At 42.5% G+C, this 17,765-nt stretch carries 16 protein-coding genes and 1 other annotated feature; of the genes, 2 read left to right on the plus strand and 14 right to left on the minus strand.

What is annotated here, in order from left to right; all coding sequences use genetic code 11:
- Positions 1–80: 80 nt before the first annotated feature.
- The 6 genes from radC to MHB83_RS17380 all read right to left on the minus strand — a co-directional run bounded on the left by radC (position 81) and on the right by MHB83_RS17380 (position 7,618).
- On the minus strand, positions 81–755 hold the full coding sequence (gene radC / locus MHB83_RS17355) for a DNA repair protein RadC (RefSeq protein WP_034620589.1): 675 nt from the start codon (positions 753–755) through the stop codon (positions 81–83).
- A gap of 48 nt (positions 756–803) precedes the next feature.
- Positions 804–1,373, minus strand: coding sequence for a Maf family protein (locus MHB83_RS17360; RefSeq protein ID WP_003216355.1), 570 nt, complete (start codon positions 1,371–1,373; stop codon positions 804–806).
- Between the two features lie 177 nt (positions 1,374–1,550).
- Complete coding sequence (locus MHB83_RS17365; protein WP_253622373.1) at positions 1,551–2,570, minus strand: SPOR domain-containing protein; 1,020 nt, start codon at positions 2,568–2,570, stop codon at positions 1,551–1,553.
- A gap of 168 nt (positions 2,571–2,738) precedes the next feature.
- Positions 2,739–3,458, minus strand: a complete 720-nt coding sequence (locus MHB83_RS17370) for an A24 family peptidase (protein ID WP_253622372.1) — start codon at positions 3,456–3,458, stop codon at positions 2,739–2,741.
- Positions 3,459–3,605: 147 nt separating this feature from the next.
- On the minus strand, positions 3,606–4,910 hold the full coding sequence (locus MHB83_RS17375; RefSeq protein WP_137054899.1) for a folylpolyglutamate synthase/dihydrofolate synthase family protein: 1,305 nt from the start codon (positions 4,908–4,910) through the stop codon (positions 3,606–3,608).
- 65 nt (positions 4,911–4,975) lie between these two features.
- Positions 4,976–7,618 (minus strand): valine--tRNA ligase, encoded by a 2,643-nt coding sequence (locus MHB83_RS17380; RefSeq protein WP_253622371.1) that lies wholly within the window; start codon positions 7,616–7,618, stop codon positions 4,976–4,978.
- A 58-nt stretch (positions 7,619–7,676) separates the two neighbouring features.
- Positions 7,677–7,906 (minus strand) — a binding site (T-box leader).
- Positions 7,907–8,074: 168 nt separating this feature from the next.
- Between MHB83_RS17380 and MHB83_RS17385 the strand changes: the two genes are divergently transcribed.
- Positions 8,075–8,263 carry a hypothetical protein gene (locus MHB83_RS17385; protein WP_003216497.1) on the plus strand — a complete coding sequence of 63 codons (189 nt, stop codon included), beginning with the start codon at positions 8,075–8,077 and terminating at the stop codon, positions 8,261–8,263.
- 34 nt (positions 8,264–8,297) lie between these two features.
- Here MHB83_RS17385 and ysxE read toward each other — a convergent pair whose 3' ends face one another.
- The 8 genes from ysxE to hemA all read right to left on the minus strand — a co-directional run bounded on the left by ysxE (position 8,298) and on the right by hemA (position 17,009).
- The gene (gene ysxE / locus MHB83_RS17390; RefSeq protein WP_342496515.1) at positions 8,298–9,329 is read right to left on the minus strand and encodes a spore coat protein YsxE; all 1,032 of its coding nucleotides are present in this window, start codon (positions 9,327–9,329) and stop codon (positions 8,298–8,300) included.
- 37 nt (positions 9,330–9,366) lie between these two features.
- Positions 9,367–10,617: a LysM peptidoglycan-binding domain-containing protein gene (locus MHB83_RS17395; protein ID WP_342496516.1), complete on the minus strand. Its 1,251-nt coding sequence runs from the start codon at positions 10,615–10,617 to the stop codon at positions 9,367–9,369.
- Positions 10,618–10,750: 133 nt separating this feature from the next.
- On the minus strand, positions 10,751–12,043 hold the full coding sequence (gene hemL / locus MHB83_RS17400; protein ID WP_342496517.1) for a glutamate-1-semialdehyde 2,1-aminomutase: 1,293 nt from the start codon (positions 12,041–12,043) through the stop codon (positions 10,751–10,753).
- 27 nt (positions 12,044–12,070) lie between these two features.
- Positions 12,071–13,042, minus strand: a complete 972-nt coding sequence (hemB, locus tag MHB83_RS17405) for a porphobilinogen synthase (RefSeq protein WP_050943644.1) — start codon at positions 13,040–13,042, stop codon at positions 12,071–12,073.
- Positions 13,039–13,830 (minus strand): uroporphyrinogen-III synthase, encoded by a 792-nt coding sequence (locus MHB83_RS17410; protein WP_137054897.1) that lies wholly within the window; start codon positions 13,828–13,830, stop codon positions 13,039–13,041. The genes hemB and MHB83_RS17410 overlap by 4 nt, the downstream gene beginning before the upstream one ends.
- Positions 13,827–14,762, minus strand: a complete 936-nt coding sequence (gene hemC / locus MHB83_RS17415; protein WP_050943642.1) for a hydroxymethylbilane synthase — start codon at positions 14,760–14,762, stop codon at positions 13,827–13,829. Before hemC ends, MHB83_RS17410 begins: the two co-directional genes overlap by 4 nt.
- Positions 14,763–14,803: 41 nt before the next feature.
- Positions 14,804–15,634, minus strand: coding sequence for a cytochrome c biogenesis protein (locus MHB83_RS17420; protein ID WP_050943641.1), 831 nt, complete (start codon positions 15,632–15,634; stop codon positions 14,804–14,806).
- A gap of 7 nt (positions 15,635–15,641) precedes the next feature.
- Positions 15,642–17,009 (minus strand): glutamyl-tRNA reductase, encoded by a 1,368-nt coding sequence (gene hemA, locus MHB83_RS17425; RefSeq protein ID WP_050943640.1) that lies wholly within the window; start codon positions 17,007–17,009, stop codon positions 15,642–15,644.
- Between the two features lie 242 nt (positions 17,010–17,251).
- On the opposite strand from hemA, the gene MHB83_RS17430 reads away from it, so the two are divergent.
- Positions 17,252–17,737 carry a hypothetical protein gene (locus MHB83_RS17430; protein WP_044139987.1) on the plus strand — a complete coding sequence of 162 codons (486 nt, stop codon included), beginning with the start codon at positions 17,252–17,254 and terminating at the stop codon, positions 17,735–17,737.
- The last annotated feature ends 28 nt before the right edge of the window (positions 17,738–17,765 follow it).

The raw sequence follows: 17,765 nt of genomic DNA on the forward strand, positions 1-17,765 counted from the left end.
CTTCCTTTCTTAAACCAAAATTCCCTTTAGGGAAAAACTCATAAACTCTATTATATCGTAAAACATTGAAAAAAAAAGTGTTACAAATACCCTTTTTCCTTCAAACTCACAAATTTTTGATCACCTATGACCAGATGATCAAGCAGCTGTATTCCAATCAGCTTTCCACATTCAAAAAGTCGCTGTGTAACTTCAATATCTTCCCTGCTGGGCGTCGGATCTCCAGATGGATGGTTATGCACACATATAAATGAAGCGGCCGATCGTTTAAAGGCTTCTTTGAAAATTTCACGCGGGTGAACGATCGATGAATTCAGGCTTCCAATAAACACGGTATGTTTATGAAGAACTTGATTTTTTGTATTGAGATAAAGACAAACGAAATTTTCCTGTGTCAAAAATCTCATATCTTCCATCACAAAGTTCGCTCCGTCTTCTGGTGTGCGGATCACATAGCGGTTATCCGTCGTTTGATGGTGTAACCTAGTGCCGAGTTCTAAAGCAGCTAAAAGAGAAATCGCCTTCGCCTTTCCAACTCCTCTAATCTTCGACATTTCTTCAATTGAGGCTTCTTTTACAGAGCGAAGACCGCCAAATGTTTGCAGAAGTCTTGCAGAAATTTGGAGAACTGATTCTTTTTTCGTGCCTGTTCTTAGAAGGATCGCAACAAGTTCATGATTTGACAAACTGCTGGGCCCGTATTTGATAAATCGTTCTCTCGGTTTTTCATCATGAGGGAGATGCTTTAGCAGCATAGGGAAATCGTTCAGGATGACCACTCCTTTTAGAATTCCTTCCTGTCTTCAAAAAGGGGTGATTCCAAAGGTTTCAAGCACTCTGACTGTTTTCGCAATAGGTAGACCGACAACGGAAAAATAATCACCATCTATTTTTTGAACAAACAGTGCGCCTTTCCCTTGAATGCCATAGCTTCCCGCTTTATCAAGGGGTTCGCCCGTATCGATATAGCGGTCTATTTCATTTTGAGTAAGCGTCCAAAATGTCACTTCTGTCTGTTCATAAAATGTTTCTTTTCTATTCTCTGACTGAACCGTGACACCCGTCAAGACTTGATGTGTCTTTCCTGATAATAATTGAAGCATAAAAGCCGCTTCTTTCTTATCTTTTGGTTTCCCAAGACATTTGCCGTCAATTGCAACAATTGTATCTGCACCAATGACCACAGCTTTGGGATTTAATCTTTGAATATCATTTGCTTTTTGTTCTGCCAACCATTGGACGTTCTCAGCAGGGGAAAGGTTTCGATTTATTTCTTCTTTTAAATGACTTGCTTGAATGTCATAAGAAAACCCTGCTAGATCAAGCAATTCTTTTCTTCTAGGTGATTGCGATGCGAGAATCAATTGGTTCATGTTTGTTCATCCTTTCAGGGTTTAGCCTAAGAAGTAAGATACCCATTCATCCTAGCAAATGTACATCTTACCGACAATTTACGAAAATTCATTTTTCATGTACCTTCATCATTATGTTGGATGCAAAAGAAAAAAACTAGTCATTTTTTGACTAGTTTCGTTTCTTAAAAAATGATTTTACGTATTTAATTGATCAAGCAATGCCTGCTGAGATTTCCATCCATTTTCAGCAGTTGGGTCATTTAAGAGCTGCACAGCTTTTAGCAAACTGCTTTTAGCCGGTGCATCCTCTGTTTTGGCACTTTCAAGCTCAGAAATTAGCTGCGTGACTTCCTTTGGATCCACTTCATCGCCTGCAATCACTTTGGATGATAATACAGATGCCTTTTCTATTAAACTAGTCAGCTCATCCGGCACTTGAAATGAGAGCTCCTTTCCTCCCCACGCCTCAAAGTGCTGATCAATCAATTTCTTCCCTACAGCGCTTGTCATCCCCTGCTCTGTCGCAAGCCCGGCAATGACATAATATCCATCATCCATGGAAACCTTTTTCCCAGCATATCCTGCATCTTTTAAACTGCCAACTAAGTCATCTGCTCCTTTTTCAGAAGAGAATTTCCCAGCCTGTACAACAAAGGTTGATAAACTGCCAGAGGCACTTTTTTCATCTTTGTTCTCTTTTGATTCATCTGTAGTACCTGCATTCGGCGCATCCCCACCAGCTTTCATCGATGATTGATTTCCAGAACCAGATGCCGAGACACTGATATCTCCACCTGAAGGATTTGATGTACCATCTTGACTTAAACTAAGCGCAAACACCCCAAGGCCTGTCCCAAGAACGACCGCAAACACAATCGTTGTCATCACTCTCTTGAAGGGACCGCGATTTTTACCGAACTTCTGATCAAAGGAGCTTTTTTTCTTTTGATAAGGTGTGACGACTTTTGGATCAGAATGATAAATATGATCAGCAGCATCATCCCACTGGAAATCCTCTTCTTTCGGTTTAGACGAATCTTCCTGAGAAGCCGCTGTCTCCTGTTCCGAATGTCTCTTTTCCTCCCAATTCGAAAACGTCACTTGATCCTCTTGCTGTTTTGGCGGCTGATGATCATCTTCATGCACCATTTCTTCCTTGCCATTAATATTGACCTTTAGCCCTTGTTTTTTTGCCTGCCTTTTTTTCACTGTCATTCCCCGCTTTCTGACATGTTTGTAAGAAAGACCTTTCTGTCCAATGAATCAGTGCGAATTTAACCCGTCCTTCTTTCTGTTTCACACTTTACCATAGCAGTAAAAAAAAAGAACAAGACTTTTGTCGGCAGGGCAAAAAAGTGTTCGCCAATTTTTTCACCCCTTCGACTATCCAAATAGAAACAAGACAGGAGCACCACAGAGATACAGCAAAAAAGAAATAGCGATCGAAGGAACAAAAGGGAATGGCTCGTTTACTCGAAAGGAAAAGACCTTTGCATAAACCATTCCAGCGATACATGAGAGAAAAAGCATGAGAAGGAACGGCTTGAAGCCAAAGCAAAACGCAAGCACACTGAACAGCTTCATATCAGCTCCGCCCAGACTATTCGGCTTAAAATAATCTAAACTAGAAAACAAAAGAATGCAAAAAATCAGAGAAGCCGCCCCTTCCCACCAGATCAGAAGCGGTTCCAGCGTGCGGTATATGACGAAAAGAGGGAAAAAGAAGAGAAACAGCTCGTTCGGCACCCTCATATAGAGAAGATCACTCACGACAGCAATCACGAATAAACTACAAAGAATCACAAGAAAAAGACCTTCAAACGAAAAACCAGCGATCCTATAAATGAGCAAAAAAAGACCGCCTGACAGCATTTCAATCGTTGGATAGAGCCAAGATAGCCGAATGCCGCAATGTTTACAAGACCCCTTCCATACAGCATAAGAAACGAGCGGGATCATCTCATGCAGGGATAGCGGCTGTTTACAGGCTGTGCAGTGAGATCGAGGGAAGAGAATAGATCGCTTCACTGGCAGTCTTTCGCCAACGAGATGAAAGAACGACCCCAACGTGACGCCTGCAAGAAACAGAAAAATCTCAATCATATGTGGTGCTCCTTCCGGTAATAAGATAGACCGGATTTTACCATGACCCTATCCACCAGAGCATCTAGTGAAAATATGATTTTTCCCCTCTTCTACATATAAAAAGAAAAAGACGCAGGAGGCATCAAAGCCATTTGCGTCTTTTCGTTACCCAATCATACGATTTCGTATATCTGAAATAAAATAAAGAGAGCCTGTCACAAGGATCACCGCTGAAGGATCATCACTTTTTTTCTGAATGAACTCAAGCACTGTTCGAGGGTCATCATCATACGATGTTGCCTCTAACTGACTGCATGCATAAAGCTTTTCCGCTGATTCAGCTCTTGGAAAATCAAATGAAACAAAATGGATAGAGGAACTAATGGCTTCAAGTTTTTGAATCATTTGCTTGTACGGCTTATCTTTTAAAGCACTAAAACAGACATGCACTTGTTTACTAGAAAAATGAGCTTGTACCGTTTCAATTAAACGGTCGATTCCTTCTTCATTATGAGCGCCGTCTAAATAAACTGGTGGATGGTCTTTGACTTTTTCAAATCTTCCAGCCCAAACTGCATGCCGAATACCTTCATATACCTGCTCTTCTGTCACGCTAATATAGCCTTCTTGCTCCAGCCATTCAATGAGTAGAACAGCAAGGGAAGCATTTTGCTGTTGATGCGTTCCGATTAACCCTGTTTCAAGCTGCGGATACTGCCTTTTTGATGTACTTAACGTAAATCGTTCTCCTGTTTCTGTTGGCTGCTGATGACTGAAGGTACAAGTATCCTGTAATGAAATGCATTCCGCCTTCTTTTCTTTTGCGATGTTTTGAATGACCGCAAGTGCTTCCGGTTGATGAACTGCGGTGATCATCGGAATACCCTCTTTGATAATGCCCGCTTTTTCAGATGCAATTTGTTCAAGTGTATCACCTAGAATCGCCATATGATCATGACCAATCGATGTAATCGCTGTTAAGATAGGTACGGCAACATTTGTTGAATCAAGTCTTCCACCAAGCCCTGTCTCTAATAGGACAAAGTCTACTTGCTGCACATCGGCAAAATAAGCAAATGCACATGCGGTAATGATTTCAAACTCTGTTGCTGCGCCAAGCTCTGTTTGATCTAACTCATCAACAAAAGGCTTGATTTTATTCACCAAACTCAGCCATTCTTCATCCTGTATAGGTGCTCCGTTCACGCTGATTCGTTCATTGAACGTTAAAATAAACGGGGAGGTGAAGGTGCCGACTGAATAGCCTGCTGCCTGTAAAACGGAACGAGTAAACGCAATCGTTGAACCTTTTCCATTTGTACCTGCAACATGTACCGCTTTTATGCGTTGTTCCGGATGGCTTAGTTTGTTCATCAGCCACTTCATTCTTTCAAGACCCGGTTTTACACCAAAGGCCAGTCTACTGTGAATCCACTCAATGGCTTCATGATAGGTTGTAAACAATGTCATCTCTCATTTCATCCGAAATTTTCAAAAAAGACGACTCCATTTTGTTAGGAGCCGTCTTTTCAACCTTATGCTTTCAGCTCTTCAATACGCTTTTGAACAGCTTCGCGTTTTGCGACATAGTCACGTTCTTTCGCACGCTCTTCTTCTACGACACTTTCAGGCGCTTTTTTCATAAAGCCTTCGTTGCCAAGCTTTTTCTGGACGCGCTCTACTTCTTTTGTCAACTTATCAAGCTCTTTTTGCAGACGAGCGATTTCCTCATCTAAGTTGATTAAGCCTTCAAGCGGCAGAATGAGCTCTGCTCCAGAAATAACAGCCGTCATCGCTTTATCACTAGCTGGGACATCTGTGCCAATTTCAAGTACACTTGGGTTCGTAAAACGCTCAATATATGAACGGTTTTTCTCTAAGCGTTCCTGCACATCAGATGTAGAAGCTTTAATGTAAAGCTCCACCTGTTTGCTCATTGGCGTATTCACTTCACTGCGGATGTTACGAACAGAACGGATGAGTTCCACAAGCAGCTTCATATCAGCAGACGCTTGTTCGTTTGAAAGCTCTGGCTTCACCTCAGGCCAAGCCACTACAGTAATCGATTCACCTTCGTGCGGAAGATGCTGCCAGATTTCTTCTGTTAAGAATGGCATGAACGGATGAAGAAGTCTCATCGTCTGATCTAATACGTACGCAAGGATCGAACGAGTCGTTTTCTTCGCTGCTTCATCTTCTCCATAAAGCGGAAGCTTCGCCATCTCAATGTACCAATCACAGAAATCATCCCAAATGAAGTTGTATAAATGTCTGCCCACTTCACCGAATTCATACTTGTCAGCTAGCTGTGTGACACTTTCAATCGTTTCATTTAAGCGGGTTAAAATCCATTGGTCAGCAACTGATTTTTCTCCTGTTAAATCAAGCTCATCATACGTTAAGCCATCCATGTTCATTAAAGCAAAACGTGATGCGTTCCAAATTTTGTTCGCAAAGTTCCAAGTGGATTCAACCTTTTCAAAGCTAAAGCGAAGATCCTGACCTGGTGAGCTTCCAGTTGCTAAGAAATATCTTAATGAATCTGCACCGTACTTGTCGATGACCTCCATTGGATCAATTCCGTTACCTAGCGACTTACTCATTTTACGTCCTTGCTCGTCACGGATCAGCCCATGAATCAGAACGTCTTTAAACGGTTTTTCTCCTGTGAATTCAAGACCTTGGAAGATCATGCGAGAGACCCAGAAGAAAATGATGTCATAGCCTGTAACAAGCAGGTTTGTTGGATAGTAGCGCTTGAAGTCTTCACTATCTGCATCCGGCCAGCCCATTGTCGAGAAAGGCCAAAGCGCTGAACTAAACCATGTATCAAGCACATCGTTATCCTGTTCCCAGTTTTCTATATCTTCTGGTGCTTCCAGTCCAACATATACTTCTTTCGTTTCTTTATGATACCAAGCTGGAATGCGGTGTCCCCACCATAGCTGACGAGAAATACACCAGTCACGGATATTTTCCATCCAGTGTAAATACGTCTTTTCAAAGCGGTCTGGAACAAATTGAACTTGGTCGTCCCCATTTTGAAGGTTAATGGCTTCGTCTGCCAACGGCTGCATTTTTACAAACCATTGAGTAGATAAATAAGGTTCAACGACAGCTCCGCTTCTCTCACTATGACCAACTGAATGCATATGGTCCTCAATTTTGAACAAAATACCCTCTTCTTGCAAGTCTTTTACAAGCTGTTTACGGCATTCAAAGCGGTCCATTCCTTTGTATTGCAGTGCATTTGCATTCATTGTGCCATCTTCATTCATGACAAGGATACGCTCTAAGTTATGGCGGTTTCCAAGCTCAAAGTCATTCGGGTCATGAGCAGGTGTAATTTTCACAGCTCCTGAACCAAACTCCATATCGACATAATCATCAGCAACGATTGGAATCTCGCGTCCTGTAATTGGCAAGACCACTGTTTTTCCAATTAAATGCTGATAACGTTCGTCATCAGGATGCACGGCAACGGCTGTATCTCCGAGCATTGTTTCAGGTCTTGTCGTCGCAATTTCAATTGAACCCGTGCCATCTGAAAGTGGGTATCTTAAGTGATAAAACGCGCCTTGAACATCTTTATAAATGACTTCAATATCAGAAAGTGCCGTTTTCGTCGCTGGATCCCAGTTAATGATGTACTCTCCGCGATAGATCAGCCCTTTTTCATACAATTGAACAAACACTTGGCGTACCGCTTTATTCAGACCTTCATCTAATGTAAAACGTTCACGTGAGTAATCAAGACCAAGTCCCATTTTCGCCCACTGACTGCGAATAAAGTCCGCATATTCTTCTTTCCATTTCCACGTTTCTTCCACAAATTTCTCCCGGCCAAGGTCATAACGGCTTACGCCTTCTTCGCGAAGCTTTGCCTCAACCTTTGCTTGGGTCGCAATACCGGCATGATCCATTCCTGGAAGCCATAGAACGTCATAGCCCTGCATCCGCTTCATACGTGTCACGATGTCTTGAAGTGTAGAATCCCACGCATGCCCAAGGTGCAGTTTTCCTGTCACGTTTGGTGGAGGAATGACGACTGTATATGGATCTTTCGTTTTGTCATTTTGTGCTTCAAAGAATTTTCCTTCAAGCCAGTACGTATAGCGGTCTTTTTCAATCGCATTTGGGTCGTACTTTGTTGGCATTTCTTGATTATTTGTTTCCATTTATGTAACCTCCACATTTTTTCGGCTGATGAAACATAAAAAAGCCTTTTCATCCTTATAAAAGGACGAAAAAGCTTTTTCGCGGTACCACCTTTTTTCATGGAACACATAGACGTGTCCCATACACTCTAAAGGATAACGGGGTTCTCCCGAATTTCTCTACTTGTTCATTCAAGAAATTAAGCTCACAGGCGACCTTCCAAACAAGTGCATCCTAGGAAACCTTTCAGCTCATGGTCTCCCTCTCTTTAGGGTCTTGCTTGTACTCTTCCTGATCCACGCTTACGATATATCACGTTCATCAGCACATACTCATCTTTTATTTATATTACTAAATGCCTTTTGTTTTCGTCAATCATCTTTTCCGCTTTTCTTCTTCTTTATACAAATTGGGCAAGCACCCTTTTCCTCTTTGCCCATATGATAATAACAAAATGAAGAAGGAGGGCGTTTGCTTTGAAAAAGATCAATCCTTACACACTTCCCCCCTGGCTGAGACAAATTCGGGCAGTGGCCTCCCAAGTCGTTCTCCCGATTGCGATATTTCAAGGGTTTCGTACGATCATTTTCCCCACAACATTTGACGTCCTCATCCTAGGTATTCTCATTTTTCTCGCCTGCGCGTTTCACCTTGATTGGTTTTAAACACTCGCGCTTATGTACACACAAAATAACCTCGTCATTCCGCTGATGACGAGGCACTTTGTTCTTCTTCAAGCCGTCTAGCCTGCTCAATTTCGTGAATCTTCATGACGGTCGGCTCTGAATTTTTCATCTGCCAATACGCTTTTAACAGCTGTTGACAGCTTTCCATCTCATCCTGCCCGCCTGCTTCATAGGTTTTAACTGTATCAAACAGACCTTGCGGATAAGCAAGGTAACTAAGAAACAAATGAAGCTCTTCCTCCCGAAGAGGATTTCCTTTTTGGTACGTATAAAACAAGGAAGTGCATTCAGGACAAGACGTGGGATAGGTTTTGAATGTCCGATAGTAAAAGGTCAGAAGGTCATAAATGGGGGCGGCTTTTTTAGACCGTTCAAAATTGGTGAAATGTCCTGTACCCACATCATTATACAAAAAGTGATGAATCGACAGCTGCCCATGATTTAACACAACACGTGTTGTTTCTTTATCTTTCATTTCTTCATGCCAGTCTTCTAGTCGTTCGAGGGCAAATTCGCTGGCAGACATCGCCTCTGAAAAATACATCGCAGCAGCCAGTTCAAATGGCGACATATACCAAGTTTGCTCTGCCCGCTCTATGAATCGTTCATACATGTCTTTCTCTGTTTCCCATTTGGTCTTGATTTGTGTGTAGTGCGCTTCGATCTCTTGCTCTGTGATATCCATCATCACTTCAGTCCGCTTATGAAGTCTTGCAATCTCTTGAAATAAATATTCATGTTTATCGTCCTGCTCTTCTCTCTTTTCATTCGTCAGCCAAGGCATGAGATAGTATGCGTACTGGCTTTCACGATGACTTGAGAAAAAAGAACCGCTCTTCGTCCGATAAATCGGCACAAAAGAGCGATAGCCCTTTGATTCTAGTTCAAGCATTTGCTCTGTAAACTGCATATGCCTGTTGGCTTTTACTCGCTTTAAGGCAAATACGCCCTGCTTTGTATATACTTTGACGACAGCAGGACTGACAGGTTCAACGTATTCCGCCTCAAGCCCGTATTCGTATAGGACAGATTGGATCTCATCCACGTTCACTCACCACATTTTCTCGATCGGTCATCTCTTGTTAGGCATTGCTTTTTTGATATTCAGGAATATAAAGAATCTGCCCTTCTTCAAGCTCCGCATCCACCGATAATGAGTTTGTGCGAAGAAGCTGCTGCACACTCAACTGATATCGCTCACAAATACGATCGACCGTATCTTCTTGCTGAACTATACATATTTTCATGCGAGAAAAATCTTCCTCCTCCTGCTTAGCAAACAGCTTTGTTAAATAAAGAGAGTTTTCACTGCCAGACGTTTCTCTCACATCTTCTTCAAACGCCTCTTCTTCTTGAGCTGCCTCATATACTTTTGGCGCTTCTCGTTCATATAACCGTCCGAGCTGGTACGTGTCATCCTGCGCCTCTTGCTCCTCTTCCACGTGATAAGCCGGTGATTCAAATACCGGATACGGCTGAACCGTTTCTTCCAGCTCTTCAGCTGCTTCGGGATCTTTTCTCACTTCCACCTCAAAGAATGTATCCTCCCGTTTCTCTTCTTCTAAGAGCTTAGGCGGTTCAAAAAATGGTGGTTCTTGCACCTGAGCTTCTGGTAAAGAGCGATAACCAAGCGCCACTTCTTCTTGGCTCTCCGATTCTTCCAGTTCTTCGGTTTCTTCTTCCCTACTCATCAGCTCTATCTCAATTTCTTCTTCCTGCTTTTCTTCTTCGGCGCGCGTGTCATGCTGTAATACAGCCTGATCCTCATCAATCTCACGTTCATAGCCTTGTAGCTCTTCTTGCTCTTCATCTTCTGGCTGCAGCTGATAATCGTAGGTCACGTCGCCATATTCTTCTTCAGAACGATGAACAAATTCATACGACTCCTCTACAGGCGCTTGGGGCATTTCCTCGTCTAATAGACCCTCAATCGCCAGATCAGCTTGAATGGTGAGCAAACGATTTTCTGTCAGCTGGTAATCAAACGCATCAATAAACACAAACACATCATTTAAATGACTGATTTTGTTTTTAGGAATCGTGATATCGACTGGGAATTGATGCAGAAGCTCTGCCGTCCCGTCTTCTCTGACCTTCACCTCATCAGCTTCTCTGTATGATGCATAGGAACTCAATTCACCCAATAGCTCCTCTTGATTTATGTTGTATTCTCCTGTTAGCTCGAGTGAACCTCTAATCGAAACATAATCATTCACTTCTTGAACGAGAATGTCAGGATCGAGAGAAATAGACAGCAGCTCACTGACTTCCTGTCCGCTTTTGAAATAGATGGATTCTTCTACTGAAAACTGTAATCGATTGTTTTGAGACAAGTCGGTGTCCTCCTTTCATCTAATCCTTCAAAATAAAATTAGATGTCAATACAGATGTATGTGAGGGGCAGTGAAAATATGATTGGTTTTCAGCAACACAAAAAAGCCGATATGTTTCCATATCGGCTTTCGTTTATCGATGTAGTTTTTGAAATACTTTTTCCACTGTCTCAATCGTATATTCGATGTCTTCATCTGTGTGAGCTGTTGACAGGAATAGTCCTTCGAATTGAGAAGGGGGTAGGAAGATGCCGTGGTCGGCCATTTCCTTGTAAAATTCAGCAAATAAAGCGAGATCAGCTGTTTTGGCTTTGTCATAATTGACCACTTCTTCATTTGTAAAGAAGAATCCAATCATCGAACCCGCACGGTTAAACGTTAATGGAATTCCATGTGCTTTCGCCGCATTTGAAATGCCTTCTTCCAGCCGGTCTCCTTTTCGTCTAAACTCTTCATAAGACTCAGGTGTCAGCTGTTTTAAGGTTTCTAAGCCTGCTGTCATCGCAAGTGGGTTACCAGATAACGTTCCTGCTTGATAAATTGGACCGCTTGGCGCAATTTGTCTCATAATATCCGCTCTTCCGCCATAAGCGCCGACCGGAAGACCGCCTCCGATCACTTTACCAAGACACGTCAGATCAGGTGTGATGCCAAAGTAGCCTTGCGCGCAGTGATAATCCACACGGAAGCCGGTCATGACCTCATCAAAAATGAGTAAAGCTCCGTATTGCTCTGTGATGTCTCTCAACCCTTGTAAGAAACCGTCTTGCGGAGGGACAACCCCCATATTTCCTGCAACCGGCTCGACAATGACACCTGCAATATCGTCTCCAAATTCCTGAAAGGCAACTTGAATGCTTTCTAAATCATTGTACGGCACTGTGATCGTGTTGCTTGCAGTTCCCTCAGGTACCCCTGGGCTATCTGGAAGCCCTAGCGTTGCGACACCTGAACCTGCTTTAATGAGCAAAGAATCGCCGTGGCCATGATAGCAGCCTTCAAATTTCACAATTTTATTTCTGCCTGTAAAGCCTCGAGCCAGACGAAGTGCACTCATGGTTGCCTCTGTACCAGAGCTGACCATACGAATGACTTCGATAGAAGGAACCCGCTCTGATACAAGCTTAGCTAATTCATTTTCAACTAATGTCGAAGCACCAAAGCTTGTCCCCTTTTCTGCCACTCGCTGAATGCTTTCAACCACACGGTCATTCGTATGACCTAAAATAAGCGGTCCCCACGATAAGACATAATCGATGTATTCATTTCCATCAATATCATAGATTTTGGCGCCTTTGCCTCGTTCCATAAAAATCGGGTCTGTGTTCACTGATTTAAATGCACGTACAGGGCTGTTGACACCACCAGGCATTAAATGCTGCGCTTCTTCAAATGCTTGCTTTGATTTTTCATAGCTACGTCCCATTTCAACATCCTCCTGTCTATCCGTTCTTTATTCTGAGAGCCATTTTGCTGCATCTTTTGCATGATACGTAATGATGAGTTCTGCTCCTGCACGTTTCATGCTTGTCAGCATTTCAAGAACAAGCTCTTTTTCAGAAATCCACCCATTTTGAGCAGCGGCTTTGACCATTGCATATTCTCCGCTCACATTGTAAGCAACAATAGGGAGTGTAAATTCATTTTTCACATCACGCATAATGTCTAAATAAGAAAGAGATGGTTTCACAATGAGGAAGTCAGCTCCCTCTTCTACGTCAGATTGCGCTTCTCTTAGTGCCTCTAAACGGTTTGCAGGGTCCATTTGATATGTTTTACGATCTCCAAACTGCGGTGTGCTATGCGCCGCGTCACGAAACGGACCGTAAAACGCACTTGCATATTTCACAGCATATGACATGACAGGTACATGAATAAAGCCAGCTTCATCAAGCGCCTCACGAATGGCAATAACAAATCCATCCATCATATTAGAAGGAGCAATGATATCTGCACCTGCGCGCGCTTGGCTAACAGCAGTTTTCGCTAATAGCTGAAGAGATTCATCATTTAAAATTTCTCCATCTTCAACGATTCCGCAGTGTCCGTGATCTGTATATTGGCATAAGCAAGTGTCTGCAATGACCACAAGCTCTGGGAAATGCTTTTTGATCTCAAGCGTTGCTCTTTGAACAATGCCATGATCGTGATACGCTTCACTGCCCACATGGTCTTTATGATCTGGAACACCAAATACAATAATTGATTTGATGCCTAGGTCGACAAGCTCTTGGACTTCTTCTTTTACAAGGTCCACTGAAATGTGATAAACACCCGGCATTGAAGGGACTTCTTTTCGGACATTTTCTCCCTCTACAAAAAAGATCGGATAAATGAAATCAGATGGTCTTAAAAAGGTTTCTCTGACTAATTCTCTCATTCCTGCACTTGTCCGCAGTCTGCGGTGTCTGTTAAATTTCATCATTGGTTCAACTTCCTTTCAGATAAACGGCACATCAATTCAAGCATTCCGTCTATCGTATAAGTATCTGGGGTTTCAGAAGAAATCCCGTATTGAAGCAGCGCCTCTTTTGTCAGAGGACCGATCGTCACAAAACAGGTGTCAGAAGCAGCTAGCTTCGCTGCACCTGCCTCCATGGCATGCATAAATGAATGGACAGTGGATGAGCTCGTAAATGTAATAAAATCAAATGATTGCTTCGTCATTGCCGTTTTGAGAGCGGCAATTCCTTCCTCATCCTTGACCGTTTCATATAAAATCCATTCCTTTACTTCTATGCCAAGTGGAACAAGCGTTTTCTTCACGACATCTCGAGACAGGTGTCCTTTTGCTACAAACACACGCTCTCCCGGACGCACATGGTCAAGCAGCGCATCTGCGAGCTCTTCCGCTATGAATCGTTCTGGTACGACATCCACCTTCAAGCCGTGCTGCTCAAGATAGGCAGAGGTTTTCTCACCTACCGCAGCCACTTTCAAATGGGATAAACTCTTATGTAAATGATGGTCTTCTATGTAGCTCAGAAAAAAAGACGCCCCATTTACACTCGTGAAAACAAGCCATTGGCTATTTTCTAAGTCCTTTAAAAAGGCCTGCGCTTTTTCATTTGTGAGCGTAGGCTCAAACCGAATAAGAGAGGTTAAAACAGCATGGCCGTTCAGCTCTTCAATCTTCTGCTGAAACACACCCGCTTGACGTTCATTTCGAGTGACAAGCACCGTCTGTCCGTGAAGCGATTGGCCTATGGTCATTGGGAGGACAGATCCTTTTTCACCTTGTCGATTAAATCCTTTGCTCCCTTATCAGCCATCTGCTTCGCACATGCTGTTCCAATTGCCTCAGGGTCATAGCCTGATACAGTTTCTCGAATAATCGTGTGTCCGTCAGCAGATGCCACAAGACCCGTCAGTTCAATTTCATCGCGCTCATTTATCGTTGCATAGCCAGCGATCGGTACCTGACAGCTGCCATCCATTTGTTTGAGGAAGGCTCGTTCAGCGAGAACCGTTTTCTTTGTGTATTCATTCGTAAATTGAGCGAGGAGCTGCAATAGCTCTTCATCATCTCCGCGGCACTCAATTGACAAAGCGCCTTGGCCAACTGCGGGCAGGCAAGTCTCAGGAGATAAAAATTCAGACACGACCTCTTTGCTCCAGCCCATTCTGGACAGACCGGCAGCCGCTAGAATAATGGCATCATATTCTTCATTTTTCAACTTTTCCAATCGTGTATCAATGTTTCCTCGAATCCATTTAATGTTCAGATCTGGTCTTTCCTGAAGAAGCTGGGCACTGCGCCGTAAGCTGCTCGTTCCCACAATAGCACCATTCGGCAGCTCGTGAAGACGCAGATGATCCTTCGATATAAGAGCGTCCCTTACATCTTCACGCTCAGGAATACAGCCAATGACTAATCCTTCAGGAAGAGCAGCCGGCATATCCTTCATACTGTGAACGGCCATATCGATGTCGTGATTTAGCATCGCCTGTTCAATTTCTTTGACAAACAGTCCTTTTCCGCCAACCTTTGATAAGGTCACATCTAAAATTTGATCACCCTTTGTCACAATCTCTTTTATTTCAAAAGAATAAGAAGGGTTTAGTTCAGACAGCTTTTGAATGACCCATTTTGTTTGTGTAATTGCAAGCTTACTTCTTCTAGAACCTACTTTAATTGTACGCAATTCGTCTTCCTCCCGACAATGCCCTTAAGACTCATCATTATTTATTGAAACCAATGAAAGGTTGATAAGCTACCAAGCAGAAAATAATTGATCATCAGCACAAGGAATGAACCGACATTCCACAGTGCCACGACTTTGCCCTGCATATTTCTCACCAATCTGATATATAAGTAAACACCATATAAAAACAGCATAATAAACGAACCAAGCACCTTTGTATCTGTCCAGTACAACGTATCATACGAAATATATGCCCAAATGATGCCAAGAATCAAACTAAGTAAGAGCATCGGCACGCCAATAATGTTTAATACGTATGCCATATGATCAAGCTTCGATAAATCTTCAATTCTTAGAAGCCATTTTCCCCATTTTTTCTTTTTCAGCAAACGATATTGAAAGAGATAGAGAAGAGAGAAAGCAAATGAAAGTGAAAAGGCACCGTATGATAAAATCGCCATCGTAATATGGATCACTAGCAATTCACTCGTCAGCTTCCCCGTTAGTTCTGCTGAGTGGAGATCCGATGGTGTAAAGGTGTGAATCGCCATCAAGGAAAAACCGATGACATTTGTAAAAAAGACGATAAATTCAACACGCAGTACTTTTGTGAGAACAAGTGAAAGTGTCACAAGCACCCACGTATAAAAATATAACCCCTCTGCTACATTCAACACAGGGAATCGGTCTGTTTCCATCATAATATAGAACATGTAGACTGTTTGCAGCAGCCAGACAATAGAAAGCAACCAGAAAGCCATTTTTCCAGCCTTCCGGTTGTGTTGAAGAAAATCTATGAAATAGAACAAGACACTTAGTGCATAGATCAAGGTCGTCGCTTCGCCTAGTCTCGCTACAATGGATTCCATCATCGCTTAATCACTCACTGGCAACTGTAGCAAGGCCTTGTGCCATATTTGGTTTAAACAGCTGAAATGACCCTTGCTCCACCTGCATCGGCTCCGCCCTTTGCTCTTCATCTTCAACCTGTAAATCAAAGATTTCTTTGAAGAGTAAAAGTTTTTCCTCTGCATTCGGCTCCGCGGCAATTTCTTTTGCCTTTAAGATAGGATCTTTCAGCATTTGATTGATAATGCTTTTCGTATGTTTATTTAATAGCTTCATTTCACGATGTGTGAGATTCGGAAGCTTTCGCTCAATACTCTGCATCGTATCCGCTTGAATCGTCAGCGCCTTTTCTCTAAGTGCAGAAATGACAGGAACCACACCAAGCGTATTCAGCCATTGCTTAAATTCCACAATTTCTGCTTCAATGAGAAGCTCAACCTGCTCAGCCACCGCACGACGCTCTTTTAAGTTAGCTGCCACGATGCCCTCAAGATCATCAATGTCATACAAAAAAGCACCTTCTACTTCAGAAATGGCTGGATCTAAATCACGGGGCACAGCAATATCCACCATAAATAGAGGTCTGCCTTTCCGCTTTTTATTCGCACTTTCGACCATTTCTTTTGTAATGACAAATTGTTTCGCACCAGTGGAACTAATTAAAATGTCCGCTTCGGATAATGTTTTTTCCAATTGGTTTAAGCTTTTAGGCTCTCCTGAAAAACGGCCCGCCAATTCTTTTGCTTTCTCATACGTTCGATTGATAACCGTTACTTGACCAATCCCTTGACCTTGAAGGTTTTGAGCCGCTAGTTCGCCCATTTTACCCGCACCAAGAATCAGGACATGTTTATCAGAAAGACGTCCAAAGATTTTTTTCGCAAGCTCGACAGCTGCATAGCTGACAGACACGGCATTAGACGCAATGTCTGTTTCCGCATGAGACCGTTTTGCAACGGTGACCGCCTGTTTGAATAAATAATTGAAAACGGTACCAATGGTCTTCTCCTCTTGAGCTACTTTAAAGCTAGAGCGCACTTGACCAAGTATTTGTGTTTCGCCAATCACCATGGAATCAAGTCCACAGGCCACACGGAATAAATGCTCGACCGCTCCATCATTTTCATAGAACTTCAAATACGGCGAGACATCTTCCTTTTCTAAACCGAACCAATCAGCTAAAAATCTTTTTATATAAAACCGTCCAGTATGAAGCTGATCTACCACTGCGTAGATCTCTGTTCGATTACATGTTGAGATGACGATATTCTCTAGAATGCTTTTTTCTTCTTTAAGCTTGGACATCGCTGTTCCGAGCTCGCTCGGTTCAAAGCTCAGCTGTTCCCGTATCTCAACAGGGGCTGTTTTATAATCTAAACCCACAACAAGAATATGCATAACTTCAGCTTGCACCCCCAACGCCCTGTCTAATTTATAATAATTACAATATAGAATTTATTATTTATAGTGATTATAACATATATTCATTTTTAACTGGATGAAAATTGTGAACAGATTTCAAAAATGTTGTGATATAGTAGAAAAATGTTCGACACCCATTATGCCATATCATCACTTCAAGCAATTTACCAGATTTGGCGCGTGCGGACAAATGATCTGCTTAAAAGAAGGTGACATCTTTGAAGAAGAAATCCATTTTGCTACCGCTCACTTTGCTGGCTGTAGCGCTATATGCCATTCTCTCAGGAGGTCAATTTGACATTTGGAAGGATCAAGAGAAATGGTATACACTCGTACTGCTTTTTGGCCTTGCTTTCTTATATCAAGGAAAGAAGGAGCAAGAAAGCGCTCATGTGTTTATCGGTATGCTGATGACGGGCCTTTCGCTACACTTTATTCTTCAGCCAAAATTGGACTACTGGCCAGACACATTTACGATGATCGTATTCATCGTTGGACTTGCTCTTTTTGTGAAATCATCTCAGAAAAAAGAATATCGTATTGAAAGTGTTGTTCTCATTGCACTCGGTCTGTTCCTTTATTTCTTTCAGCAAATTACAAAGCAGCTAAGTTCCCTTTCGATCCCTACTTCCGGTTTTGAATTGTACTGGCCTTATGTACTGATTGCTGTCAGTCTCCTCTTATTATTTTTAAAAAGGAAATAACTTATACAATAAAAAGGCATCTGCTCAT

Origin of the sequence: Bacillus sp. FSL K6-3149 (genome assembly GCF_038630515.1) — a bacterium.
Lineage (GTDB): Bacteria > Bacillota > Bacilli > Bacillales > Bacillaceae > Bacillus > Bacillus pumilus.